Raw genomic sequence first — 12533 nt, 5'->3', positions numbered from 1 at the left:
CCCGCACCATGACCACTGACTCTTTCGACTACATCATTGTGGGCGCCGGCTCCGCAGGTTGCGTGCTGGCCAACCGCCTGACCGAAGACCCCGAGGTCAAAGTGCTGCTGCTCGAAGCCGGCCCCGGCGACCGCAGTATCTTCATCCACATGCCCTCGGCGTTTGCCTATCCGCTGGCCAACGACAAATACAACTGGTACTACCACTCCGAGCCTGAGCCCTTCATGGACAACCGCTCCATGTACTGCCCGCGCGGCCGGGTGCTGGGCGGCTCGTCGTCCATCAACGGCATGGTCTACATCCGCGGCCACGCGCTCGACTACGACGGCTGGGCCTCGTACCAAGGCCTGGAAAACTGGTCGTACGCCGACTGCCTGCCCTACTTTCGCAAGGCCGAAACCCGGGCCAAGGGCGGCGACGCCTACCGGGGCGACAACGGCCCGCTGAAGGTATCCACCGGGGCTTGCCGCAACCCGCTCTACACTGCCTTCATCGAAGCCGGGCGACAGGCCGGCTACGCCTACACCGACGACATGAACGGCTACCGCCAGGAAGGCCTGGGGCCCATGGACATGACGGTGCACAAGGGCCGGCGCTGGAGCACCGCCATGGCCTACCTGCGCCCCGCCCTGAAACGGCCCAACCTGAGCGTGCGCACCCGCGCACTGGTGGCCCGGGTGGCGTTCGCGCCCGAAAGCAGCCCGCCGCGCGCCATCGGTGTGGAGGTCGTGAATGGCCACTGCACCGACCTGATCCGGGCCAACCATGAAGTCATTCTGTGCGGCGGCGCCATCAACTCGCCGCAATTGCTGCAGCTCTCCGGCGTGGGCAACCCCGATGAGCTGCGCCGCCTGGGCATTCGGGTGGTGGCGCCGCTGCGCGGCGTGGGTGAAAACCTGCAGGACCACCTGGAGACGTATGTGCAGTACGCCTGCAAGGAGCCCATCACCCTGTATGCGGCCATGAACCCGCTGGCCAAGGCCAGGATCGGATTGGAGTGGATGCTGTTGGGAACCGGCCTGGGTGCCACCAACCACTTTGAGTCCGGCGGCTTCATCCGCAGCGAAGCGGGCGTCAAACACCCCGATTTGCAATACCACTTCCTGCCGATGGCGATCAGCTACGACGGCAGCGCGCCGTCCAGCTTCCACGGCTTCCAGGCCCATGTGGGCCCGATGCGCCCGACCAGCCGGGGCTCTGTCAAGCTACGCACGGTCAGCCCCAAAGAGGCACCCCGCATCCTGTTCAACTACATGGCCACCGAGCAGGACCGCAAGGAAATGCGTGCCGGCATCCGCCTGACCCGCGAGATCTTTGAGCAACAAGCCTTTGACCGCTTCCGTGGCGACGCCGTCTCGCCCACCCAAGCAGTGCAGACCGATGCCGAGATCGACGCCCATATCCGCGAGCATGGGGAAAGTGCTTTGCATCCGTCGTGCACCTGCCGCATGGGCAACGACGAAATGGCGGTGACCGATGGCAACGGCCACGTGCATGGCGTAAGCGGCCTGCGCGTGGTGGACGCATCCATCATGCCCAACGTGGTCAGTGGCAACCTGAATGCGCCCACCATCATGTTGGCCGAAAAACTGGCCGACGCCATCCGCGGCAAGGCACCCTTGCCACACTCGGACGCCCCTTTCTTCGTGCACCCCCAGTACCAAAGCGCACAGCGCTAAACGAGACCCCCACCATGGCAGTCAGTGTTTTTGATATTTTCAAGATTGGTATCGGCCCGAGCAGCTCGCATACCGTGGGTCCCATGCGGGCGGCGCGCCTGTTCACCGACCGCCTGGTCCACCAGGGGCTGCTGGCGTCCTGCGCACGTATCGAAGTCAAGTTGTACGGCTCCCTGGGCTCGACGGGCAAAGGCCATGGCACCGACAAAGCCGTGCTGCTGGGGCTGGAAGGACATGACCCCGAAAACGTCGATGTAGAAGCCATTCCAGCACTGCTGGAGGCGATTCGCGCCACCGGCCAGCTACGGGTAGCAGGCCAGCACGCGGTGCAATTCAAGGAAAAAGACCACCTGGCGTTTTACCGTCGCGAGACTCTGCCCTTTCACCCCAACGGCATGCGCTGCATCGCGTATGACGCAGCGGGCGCAGAGCTGCTGAACCGCTGCTACTACTCGGTGGGTGGTGGCTTTGTGGTCAGCGACGAAGTGGCGGCCGATGGGAGCAAGCAAAAAGTACTGGCGCCAGACGTCACCGTGCTGCCTTACCCCTTCCACAGCGGCGATGAGCTGATGCAGCAATGCAAAACCGCGGGCATCTCGATTGCCGAACTCATGCGCCGCAATGAACGGCATTGGCGCAGCGATGCCGACATCGACGCGGGCCTGCACAAAATCTGGGCCGTGATGCAAGCCTGCGTGGAGCGCGGCTGCCGCACCCAGGGCGTATTGCCCGGTGGTTTCAAAATCAAGCGTCGCGCGGCCGACCTGCACCACAAACTCCGCTCCAATCCGGAGGCCGCCCTGCGTGATCCGCTGCAGGTTTTGGACTGGGTCAACCTCTACGCCTTGGCGGTGAACGAAGAAAATGCCGCAGGGGGACGTGTCGTCACGGCGCCAACCAATGGTGCAGCGGGTATCGTGCCGGCCGTGCTGCACTATTACGTACGCTTTGTCGCCACGTCCACGCCCAGCGGCGTGATCGACTTCCTGCTGACCGCCGCCGCCATTGGCATGCTGTACAAGGAAAATGCCTCGATCTCGGGGGCCGAAGTCGGCTGCCAGGGCGAGGTCGGCGTGGCTTGCTCCATGGCGGCAGCGGCATTGTGTGCCGTCATGGGGGGTACCCCGGAGCAAGTGGAAAACGCGGCCGAAATTGGCATGGAGCACCACCTGGGGCTGACCTGCGACCCGGTCGGCGGGCTGGTTCAGATACCTTGCATTGAACGCAACGCGATTGCCTCGGTCAAGGCCATCAATGCCGCCCGTATGGCCTTGCATGGCGACGGCACGCATCATGTGAGCCTGGACAAAGTCATCAAGACCATGCGCGAAACCGGTGCCGACATGATGACCAAGTACAAGGAGACCGCGCGCGGTGGCCTGGCGGTCAACATCGTTGAATGTTAGTGTTTAAACGACATCGGTCGCAACGTTTTGCGCACCGCCTCGATCAAATGCGTGAGTTGAACGGCTGATGACGCTTCACTCCAAATGGACGATCCGCGTCCAGTCGCTCCGGACACGGTTGCGCGTCGGCATTTACGAGCATGAACGTGAATCGCAGCCGGTTCTGGTGAGCTTGTGCATCAGCGGACTGGCCGAGACATTCCCCTCTACGTTGGCTCAATGTTTCGACTACGAGCCGATCTGCCGATGGGTACTCGACGAGTGGCCGCTGAGCGCACATACGCCTTTGCTGGAAACGCGCCTGAACGAATTGGTGAATCACGTGTTTTCCGACAAACGGATCACGGATGTATGGGTCGGTTTGTACAAAACGCAACCCGTCCCTCAGGCCCAGTTTGTGGGACTGGAACGTGATATCACGCGCCTTCAATTCGAGGAACAGCAGCGCATGTATCGAGCTGCTGGCTCTTTCGACCCGGCCGTAACTTTGCAAACCGACCTGCAGCACGGGCACTAATCCAAGGCAAGCTCAGTAAACATAGGACTTCCAAGCTGCTCGCTCCATGCCCGACGTTGCCATCGGCAGGTTGGGTATCGGCCATGTGGTGCCGATTTTTCGAGGATTGCTGCACCCGCAACCAGATGCCTGGGCCTCAATAGGTTTGGTCATCGATCACGCGCCTGACCTTCTCCAGCGCCTCTCGGAGCGTGTCCAGCTCGACGGATCCCAATGCCAATCGGATTGCATGCGGCACTTGGGCGGACGTTGCGAAAGGTTCAGCCGTTGACACCGAGATCCGTTCGCGCATGAGCGCCATCACCACCTGGTCGGCACGGACCTCTTCCGCCAGGGGGAGCCAGACGAAATAGGACGCGGGATGGCTAACGCGAGGCATTCTGACGAGGATGTCGTTGGCGATCGCTTGCCGGATCGTTGCATCCCGGCGCTTCTCCGATTCGAGGCGGGTGACGGTGCCGTCGTCGAGCCAAGCGCATGCGATCGCCGTCATCACGCCGGGCGTATTCCAAATGGTGGCCCTGATCGCTCGCTCGATCCTGGGCACCCATTCAGCCGGTGCGGCGATGAATCCAACGCGCAGCCCTGTTGCTACGCTCTTGGAAAATCCCGAGACGTAGACAGTCGTCTCGGGGGCAAGCGCAGCCAAAGGGGCGGGGGGATCTTCAGCAAGAAAGGCATAAGCCGCATCTTCGATGATGAGCAGGCCGTGCCGACGGGCGATCGAAACCAATTGCCGCCGCCGGCTTGCACTCATCACCCACCCCAGCGGGTTATTCAGCGTCGGCATCACATAGATGGCCCGCACCCGTCGCCTCGTGCACAACCGCTCCAGCGCGTCCAGATCAGGGCCGTGTCCGGCCGCCGGGATGGGCGCCAGCTCCAGGCGATGCGCTTCAGCCAGCAGCTTGAACCCCGGATAGGTCAGTGCGTCGGTCGCAACCACGTCACCTGGCTGCAGCAGCGCCATGACGGTCGTTGCCAAGCCATGCTGGGCCCCATTGACGATCATCACCTGGTCCGCAGTCACCGTTAGACCCCGGCATGCGAGATGGCGAGCCACTGTCGCCCGCTCGTGCTGGCGCCCTCCATGGGGTTGGTAACGCAACAGGGCTTCCAGGTCCCCAGAAGCGGCGAGCTGGCGCAAGGCCACTCGCAGCAACTCGGCCTGGCCCGGCAGCGACGGATAGTTGAAGTTCAGATCCACCATGTCCGCTGCAACGACATGCTGGTCAATGCCCAGGCCGCGAGGAAGCAAGGCCTCTCTGACAAAGGTGCCGCGGCCAGTCTCACCGCTGACCAGTCCCATGGCCTCGAGTTCCGCATAGACGCGGGTCGCGGTAACCAGGGCAAGGCCCTCTTGGGCAGCGAGCTGCCGGTGGGTTGGCAAGCGCGTACCCGGCGGCAGGCGACCTGCGCGAATTTCAGCGGCGAGCGCGTCGACCAACTGCTTGTAGCGGGCGTGGGCCATGCATCAATGTATCCATGACAATAATTTGATTGTATTGCGAGTTGGTCCTACGATGCCATATCGCAACCCACCTTGCCAGGAGCAGACGACACCATGCACATCGCCATCCTCACCTTTGAAGGCTTCAACGAACTCGACTCACTCATCGCACTCGGCATCCTCAACCGTGTAAAGAAGCCGAGCTGGCGCGTCTCGATCGCCAGCCCTGCTGTGAGGGTCCGTTCGATGAACGGCGTGGTGCTCGAAGCGCAGGCATCCCTTCGAGACGCCGCTGAGGCCGATGCAGTGATCGTCGGAAGTGGCATGCAGACAAGGGAGGTCGTCGCCGACGCGGCGTTGATGGCGCAATTGAAGCTCGACCCATCACGACAGCTGCTGGGCGCGCAGTGCTCCGGCACACTCGTGTTGGCCAAACTGGGGCTGCTTGACGGCGTCCCGGCGTGTACGGATCTGACGACAAAACCCTGGGTCGAAGAAGCCGGCATCGCCGTGCTGAACCAGCCTTTCGTTGCCAGGGGTAACGTCGCCACTGCAGGTGGGTGCCTGGCGTCGCAGTATCTGGCCATTTGGGTCATTGCCCGTTTGGTGGGCCTCGAAGCGGCCCAGAGCGCGATGCACTACGTCGCACCCGTGGGAGAAAAGGAAGACTACGTCTCGCGCGCGATGCAGCATATCAGGCCGTACTTGCAAGGAGCGGTTGTGGCCGCGTGAGATTGGTTACAAGCTTTCGGAGCCAGCATGTACGTCCCAAGCCACTTTGAGGAATCGCAACCAGAAGCCTTGCACGGCTTTATCGTCGAACACCCGTTGGGGGTACTCGTCACCCACGACAGGGATGGGTTGGACGCCAACCACCTACCGTTCGAGCTGGACGCCAATGGTGGGAAACACGGGATTTTGCGAGCGCATGTGGCACGCAACAACCCGGTCTGGCAGTCGATTGGCAACGGGGCTGAAGTGCTCGTGGTGTTTCGCGCGGAAGAGGCTTACATCTCACCAAACTGGTACCCCAGCAAGCAGGAGACACACCAGCAAGTGCCGACGTGGAACTACAGGGTCGTGCACGCTCATGGACGGATCACCATACACGACGAAGAAAAGTACGTTCGTGGTGTCGTCGCCCGACTGACACGCAGGCACGAGGCTGGTCAACCGACACCCTGGAAGATGGGCGATGCGCCGCAGGACTACATCGACACGATGTTGCAGGCCATCGTGGGCATTGATATCGAGATCACCCGTCTGGTCGGCAAATTCAAATTGAGTCAGAACCGGGCAGCATGTGACCGAGTCAGTGCCGGCGAGGCCTTGATCAGGCAGGGAGACATCGCGGTGGGACGAGCGATGCTGGACGCCAAGCCATCACCAGCATGACCGCCCCGGAGTGCGGCGGCCTTGCCTCTGTGACATTGGGCGTCCGCTTGGGGTCGACTGCCGACATAGGGCTACCAAAAATACTCGCTCCATACCCGACGTTGACATCGGCGGGTTGGGTGTCGGCAATGTGGCGTCGATTTCGATGGTTTCTGCACCCGCATCCGGCCACCTCATCTTCTTTCACCAGCTGTGTGGCTTATCCTGTGTGGCTCATCGTTAGCCTCGCACCGCGCTCCTGAAGGCAGCCGAAAGCGCGGCAAGCGCATCGCGCGACCGGCCGTCCTTGACCCTTGAGTGAAGCAGAACTGGCAAGCGCGGCAAATCGGGAAGCCCGAGCTTGGGGCCCACGTCAACTGCGCCAAATGGCAGCATGCGCGGAGCCAATGCAGCAACGCCCAGCCCGGCCATGACGGCCGCAGCGACCGCCGCAACGCCGCCGCCGACGAAAATTTCTGTCCAGGGCACGCCTGCCGCATCGAGAAACTGCCCGGCCATCACACGCACGCCGCAGGGCTCGGCAAGCGTGGCAAGCGGCAGGGGCTCGCCCGCGCGATGCTGCCAGCCTGGCGCTGCGAACCAGCCGAATTTTTCTTCGGTAAGAATTTCCCCGTCGCTGCGCCCGACATGCAGGCGGACGATCACCGTGTCGAGTTCCCGCCGGTCGAAGCTTTGAAGCAGGTCGCCCGATGATCCGATCCGGATTTCGATCAACAGCTGCGGGTCTTGCGCGTTCATGCGCGCGATCAACGCGGGGAGCTCCGGCCCCGCAACATGGTCGCTGATGCCGATGGTGAGGCGCTGCCGCGCTCCGGCAAATACGGCGAGCGCGCGCTCATGTACTTCCAGGAGCTCGCGGGCGTGTTCGAGGAAGGCTGCGCCCTGCGCCGAAAGCTCCACGTACCGGGGCGTCCGCTCGACGAGCCGGCAGCCGAGCCTGTCTTCGAGCCGCTTGAGCTTCAAGCTGACCGCGGCCTGCGTCGTCCGCATGGCTTCAGCCGCGCGCGTGAAGCTGCCAAGCTCGGCGATGCGGATGAAAGCCGCGACGGCATCCAGGTCGAGGGGGCGTTCTATCATATTCAAACGTTATTATTGATATAAATATCAATAGCATATCGAAATATATAACATGCAGCCAGCACAACATGGAAAGGCCCCCAATGCCGCTGCTTCACATCTCACTACACGCCGGAAAGCCGGAAGCCTACCGCCAGGCGATCTTCGACAGCCTTTACCGCGCGATGCGCGAAACGTTCAACGTGCCCGAAGACGACCAGTTCATGACCATCACGGAGCATGACGCTGCGAACTTCCGCTACGGCACGTCTTATCTTGGCGTCGCCCGGAGCGACGATCTCGTGTTTATCCAGATCACCGCCAACAACACCCGCACCGTGGATCAGAAGAAGGCGCTGTTCCGGCGGATCGCGGAGCTGCTCGGCGACAGCCCCGGTATCCGGTCGGAAGACGTGTTCGTGAGCCTTATCGAGGTCGCGAAAGAGAATTGGTCCCTCGGCCACGGCCTCGCGCAATACGCTTGAGGCGATCGCGTTGAACGCGGCCGCAGTTTGCGGGCTGCTGGTCGCTTTCGTTCCCGTCAACCTTGGGGTTGGGCGAACGCCGCGGCATGTCCCGGCTTGCGCAGCATCTTGTCCACGTCCCCGGCATGCAGCTCTTCCAGTTGGATCATCTGGCGAGCGTATTCTTCCAGCGCGACGGAGCGATGCTCCACCAGTGTCAATAGCTCGCGGTACAGCTTCAAGGCACCCATCTCGGCTTCCAGTGACTCGCGCAGGATCGCGGCGATATCAAAGGTGTGGCTGTCCAGCAGCTTGCCGATCGCAAGCGACGGATAGGCGCCGAGCGTGGTGATCCATTCCCCGGCCTGCTGGGCATGCAACAGCGATTCAGTGGCCTGTTCGCGCAACCAGGCAACAACCGGAATACGGCCGAACCCGAACACCAGAAATGAGTAGTGGGTGTAGCGGACGACGCCGGCGAGCTCGGCCTCAAGTATCCGGTTCAGCACGCCAACGACCTGGTCTTTTTCAATCTCCGACATGACTCGTCCCTCCTAAAGCTCTTTCAACACGGATGGGAAATTCAACCATCTCAGGCGAAGTATCGACACGATCCAGACGCTCGCGGCCCAGGATCGGTCTGCGCGAAGCGAGCCAAATTCAGAGCTGAAGCTTCATGGATCATTGATGGTTTCGTGTTCAGCGGGAATGAGGATCTCGAGGAGCTCGCAGTCGTCCGACCAGCCGACGACCGTGTGGCGGATGCCGGGTGGCTGGACCCAGCACGACCCGGCGACCAGCCGCTGTGGTCCGATGCCCTCGAAGTCTGTCTGGAACCAGCCCTTCAGACAGTAGACCAGCTGGAAGTGCACATTGTGGTGATGTCGCACGCTGAGTTCGGTGCGGAACGGCGCGATCATGCGGATCACATGTGCCTTAGCCAATCCATTGGTCGCAGCCGCGACGCCCAGATCGCGATAAGCCGAGTAGTCCCGCAGGCCACCGGTCTTGAAGTCGGCCTCGTTGTGGTGGCTGATGACAAAGCGCTGCGGCGCCTCGGGAGAAGGACGTTCCATCTGATTCTCCGAAAAGATCGTCAGACCGCAATTTAACCTCCGAATTCAGAGTGACGCAAGCGCACGGTGGCGCCTGCGTCGTCAGGCTGTCAGCCGACACTGGTACGGGGGGCTGACAGCAGCGGAGATCCGAGGTTGTCGCCCTTCGACGAGCGGCGCAACCATCTCGCGATGATCGCTGCACCCGTACCCGGCCAGGAGCCGACATTCGAGCAGGTGGCAGAATACGGCCAATACCGGTCCTTCCTTCTGGCCTCAGAATCAGGAGCCGGCATCGCTCGGTGTCGATTTTCCGCAAGCTCATTCGTCGTGTCAGTTGAGGGTCATCCTCTGCACTTCAGGAGAACACAACCATGGCTACCAACACCGTCCGTCTGCACCGCGTGCTGCGCACCTCACCGGACCGGCTCTACCGTTCCTTCGTCGAACCAAGCGCTTTCGAGCGCTGGCTGCCACCATTCGGATTTACCGGCCAAGTCCACAGCATGGAGCCCGTGGTCGGGGGCGCTTGGCGCATGTCCTTCACTAACTTTGGTACCGGCCACAGCCACTCGTTCGGCGGGAAGTACCTGGAACTTGTCCCCGGCCAGCGCATTGCATACGATGCGAAGTTCGACGACCCCAACCTGCCGGGCACTATGAAGACCACCGTGACGCTGACCCCAGTTTCCTGTGGCACCGAAATGTCCGTCGTGCAGGAAGGCATCCCCGATGTGATTCCTACCGAAATGTGCTACTTGGGCTGGCAGGAGTCGCTTCTTGCGCTGGCCCAGTTGGTCGAGCCGAATATTCCGGGTTGAAGAGTCCGCTTTTGGTCGACGTAAAAAACTGACCTTCGATAGCCGGGTCCGCTAAACCTCATCCCCATGTTGAATTCAACAGGATTCACCTCCGAAATCATTCCAACGCGACTGTTCGAAAGGTTTTGAAGATGGGCGACCGGCTACACAGTCGGCCAGTTCCAGTCGCTGGCCACAGGCGGCCTTCTGGCATCTCACCAGGCCATAGTTGCCGCGATGAAGCACGTGCGTCGGCTGCATGCTCGAGAACACCAGCTCGGGGGAATCTCGTCTTGGCGGGCTGCTTTCTGGTGCGCGCGGGCAAAGGCGCACCGCGCCTCAGATGCCCGCGCTTATCGCCAATGCTTGTCGGTCTTGCAACAGCCTTGCACCGGACTCCGCTATCGCGCCGCTACGATCACATGCGCCTGAATTTTGCCGACCACCGGGCCTTCGCCATGGCGGCTGGCGATCGCCTCCGTCGCGCGGTCCGTAGCGAGCTGAAGCAAGCTGGCGTCGCGCGCCTCGATTTCGTTGCGCAGCGGCGTTCCCTGGCAATAGGCGGTGGCGGCGTCGCGTGCCGAGGGCGCGCGACTCACCTTCTCACGCGTCTCGATCTCGATGTCGGCGAACCCTGCGCGTCTCAATTCCTCGCGGATCAGTGCGATATCGTGATAGCCGTGCGGCGTGCGGGCGAGGAATCGCGGCGGGTCGTGCGGAAACACCGTAGCGACGGCGTTGGTGACGTCGTCGGCAAAGGCGTTCTCTTCGATGCGGTCCCAGACACTGAAGACAAAGCGCCCGCCTGGCCTCAGCACGCGACGCGCCTCGGCGTAGCCGGCGACCCGATCAGGGAAAAACATCGCGCCGAACTGGCAGCACACGACGTCGAACGAGGCATCTTCGAACGGCAGGTCGAGCGCGTCGGCCTGCCGCCATTCGATGCGGCTATCGCCCCCCTGCCGGGTGGCGGCATAGTCGAGCATGGGCTGGTTGAGGTCGGTCACCACGTAGCGCGCGTCGGGCTTAAGTTTTGGCGCAAGCGCCCGCGTGACCACGCCGCTGCCGGCCGCCGTCTCAAGCACCGAGCCGGGCAAGGAGGCAGCGACAAGCTCCGCCATGTCGGCGGCATAGGCCCCGAAGATCAGGGGGACCATCAGCGTGTCGTAGAACTTCGGGATCGAGCCCGCAAACACTTTGTCGCTCTCAGCCATAAGACCCCCTTGAAAGCTCGAAATGGCGCCTGTGCCCACCCATTCCAGAGCGGGCCAGGCCTCTCCAACGAGTCCGCCGCCTGGTTGGGCATTGGCTACGATGCGCTATTGTGGCCACGCATGCCAGCCTCGTCAACGGCGTCCTGCGGTCTTCTCCATCATGCTTGTCGACTCCTTTGCCGGACATTCCCGCCTGCGTAAGGCGCCTCGGGCGCATTCAGCCCATGGATTCCGAGCGAATGGCTGCTTGACGGGCGTCGAACGAATGCTTTCGTCTCGATTCACCACGCTTCGCCGTCATCAACGCTCATCGGCTTGCAAGCTCAGCCTCAGCCCTCTCCTGCATCACTCCTCAGGATTTCAGAGGGCTCGAAGAAAACTCATCGTATTTCCAATGAGAGATGCTCAGGACAGAGCGACGCCAGGAAGTCCCGCGCGTCAAATGCCTCTCCAGCGGTAAAGACGCCGGCTGTTTTGACCTGGCCGCTGACGACTCGCGCCATCGCCTCCACGACGAGGGGAGCGCTGAACGCATAAATGTCTCGCCCGCTGGCAACTGCCCGGCGCTCCTCGCCTCCCCGGCGCACAAGCACTTCAACCAGAAAAGTTTGTGATGATCGGCCGCTTTCGTCGCTTGCCGTCGGCGCCAGCTGATTCGGATCGGTCAGGTCCTTGACTGCTGCGACCGTCATGTACGAGCGAATCTCGGGCGTCTTCAGGTGACGCGAGATCGTCACGGTGTCCGCCATGGTGAATTCTGCGATGACCGGCTGCTTTCCCACCGGCGCGGGAAACGTCCAGTCAACGACTGGCGCCGCCCCCGTGACATACGTTAATTTTCCGTTCGCGAAAACAACCCGGCGGCCGTCCCGACGCTGCTTCGAAACTTGCCCCGCGACCAATGTCCCGGGCGTCGGCCTCCAGCTGTCAAGTCCATAGGCGATGGAAATTTCATCCGCCGACGTCCAGTCGCCCATCGCCGCGGTCGCCAACAGATCACCCAGCCCCCCGTAGAACGCCATGGCGTGCACAACCACAATGCCTCCTTCGCGTGCGCGATCAGCGAACAGCTCGAAGGTGTCAATGTTGGCTTCTATTTCCGCCGCGACGTCCAGGTAGGAAATCCGGGCACGCAATGCGGCTTCGATCAGGGGTGCGGAGGTGCTGGCAAAGGGGCCGGCACAGTTGATGACCGCCACGGCCCCTATCAGCGCACGATCGAGCGAGGCAGGCTCATCGACCGATGCGGGCCGCACCTCGAGCCCGGGGTGTTCCGCCCCGACGGCGCTCAGCTTCCCGGGATCGCGTCCGGAGAGGATGGGCGTCCAGCCACGCCTGCGCAACTCCGAGACTACGAACCGCCCGGTGTGCCCATAGGCGCCATACACGGTCACAGCTTGTTTTTTTGATGTCATCACGGAATCCCTTTCTATGGAGAGCCATCCGCCGCAAGACGCTACAGATCTGTACTCTTTTAATGAGTGTAGAGTACAGATC

General features: G+C 62.1%; 13 protein-coding genes. 7 read left to right on the top strand and 6 right to left on the bottom strand.

Annotated elements, in window-relative coordinates:
* The first annotated feature begins 8 nt into the window (after positions 1 to 8).
* From betA to AC1DS5_RS18600, 3 genes are all read left to right on the top strand, one after another.
* Positions 9 to 1679, top strand: a complete 1671-nt coding sequence (betA, locus tag AC1DS5_RS18610; protein ID WP_477719737.1) for a choline dehydrogenase — start codon at positions 9 to 11, stop codon at positions 1677 to 1679.
* Positions 1680 to 1693: 14 nt separating this feature from the next.
* A complete protein-coding gene (locus tag AC1DS5_RS18605) occupies positions 1694 to 3085 on the top strand; it encodes an L-serine ammonia-lyase (protein ID WP_477719736.1) in 1392 nt (463 codons plus the stop codon).
* Positions 3086 to 3152: 67 nt separating this feature from the next.
* Positions 3153 to 3602, top strand: coding sequence for a dihydroneopterin aldolase (locus AC1DS5_RS18600; protein WP_477719735.1), 450 nt, complete (start codon positions 3153 to 3155; stop codon positions 3600 to 3602).
* 136 nt (positions 3603 to 3738) lie between these two features.
* Here AC1DS5_RS18600 and AC1DS5_RS18595 read toward each other — a convergent pair whose 3' ends face one another.
* Positions 3739 to 5073: an aminotransferase-like domain-containing protein gene (locus tag AC1DS5_RS18595; protein ID WP_477719734.1), complete on the bottom strand. Its 1335-nt coding sequence runs from the start codon at positions 5071 to 5073 to the stop codon at positions 3739 to 3741.
* A gap of 93 nt (positions 5074 to 5166) precedes the next feature.
* On the opposite strand from AC1DS5_RS18595, the gene AC1DS5_RS18590 reads away from it, so the two are divergent.
* Positions 5167 to 5784, top strand: a complete 618-nt coding sequence (locus AC1DS5_RS18590) for a DJ-1/PfpI family protein (RefSeq protein WP_477719733.1) — start codon at positions 5167 to 5169, stop codon at positions 5782 to 5784.
* Positions 5785 to 5811: 27 nt separating this feature from the next.
* Positions 5812 to 6447 carry an FMN-binding negative transcriptional regulator gene (locus AC1DS5_RS18585; RefSeq protein WP_477719732.1) on the top strand — a complete coding sequence of 212 codons (636 nt, stop codon included), beginning with the start codon at positions 5812 to 5814 and terminating at the stop codon, positions 6445 to 6447.
* Positions 6448 to 6666: 219 nt separating this feature from the next.
* Here the strand turns inward: AC1DS5_RS18585 and AC1DS5_RS18580 are convergent, their stop codons facing one another.
* The gene (locus AC1DS5_RS18580; RefSeq protein WP_477719731.1) at positions 6667 to 7524 is read right to left on the bottom strand and encodes a LysR family transcriptional regulator; all 858 of its coding nucleotides are present in this window, start codon (positions 7522 to 7524) and stop codon (positions 6667 to 6669) included.
* A gap of 83 nt (positions 7525 to 7607) precedes the next feature.
* Here AC1DS5_RS18580 and AC1DS5_RS18575 point away from each other — a divergent pair, with 83 nt between their 5' ends.
* A complete protein-coding gene (locus AC1DS5_RS18575) occupies positions 7608 to 7988 on the top strand; it encodes a tautomerase family protein (protein ID WP_477719730.1) in 381 nt (126 codons plus the stop codon).
* Between the two features lie 56 nt (positions 7989 to 8044).
* Here the strand turns inward: AC1DS5_RS18575 and AC1DS5_RS18570 are convergent, their stop codons facing one another.
* Together AC1DS5_RS18570 and AC1DS5_RS18565 are read right to left on the bottom strand one after the other, a co-directional pair.
* Positions 8045 to 8509 (bottom strand): ferritin-like domain-containing protein, encoded by a 465-nt coding sequence (locus tag AC1DS5_RS18570; RefSeq protein ID WP_477717994.1) that lies wholly within the window; start codon positions 8507 to 8509, stop codon positions 8045 to 8047.
* Positions 8510 to 8641: 132 nt separating this feature from the next.
* Positions 8642 to 9043, bottom strand: coding sequence for a cupin domain-containing protein (locus AC1DS5_RS18565; protein WP_477719729.1), 402 nt, complete (start codon positions 9041 to 9043; stop codon positions 8642 to 8644).
* A 353-nt stretch (positions 9044 to 9396) separates the two neighbouring features.
* On the opposite strand from AC1DS5_RS18565, the gene AC1DS5_RS18560 reads away from it, so the two are divergent.
* A complete protein-coding gene (locus AC1DS5_RS18560) occupies positions 9397 to 9843 on the top strand; it encodes an SRPBCC family protein (protein ID WP_477719728.1) in 447 nt (148 codons plus the stop codon).
* A 380-nt stretch (positions 9844 to 10223) separates the two neighbouring features.
* Here AC1DS5_RS18560 and AC1DS5_RS18555 read toward each other — a convergent pair whose 3' ends face one another.
* Positions 10224 to 11036, bottom strand: coding sequence for a class I SAM-dependent methyltransferase (locus AC1DS5_RS18555; RefSeq protein WP_477719727.1), 813 nt, complete (start codon positions 11034 to 11036; stop codon positions 10224 to 10226).
* 380 nt (positions 11037 to 11416) lie between these two features.
* On the bottom strand, positions 11417 to 12451 hold the full coding sequence (locus tag AC1DS5_RS18550) for a saccharopine dehydrogenase family protein (protein WP_477719726.1): 1035 nt from the start codon (positions 12449 to 12451) through the stop codon (positions 11417 to 11419).
* Positions 12452 to 12533 lie beyond the last annotated feature (82 nt).

Source organism: Polaromonas sp. P4_H1 (genome assembly GCF_056400945.1).
This window is presented reverse-complemented; position numbering and strand designations above follow the sequence as displayed.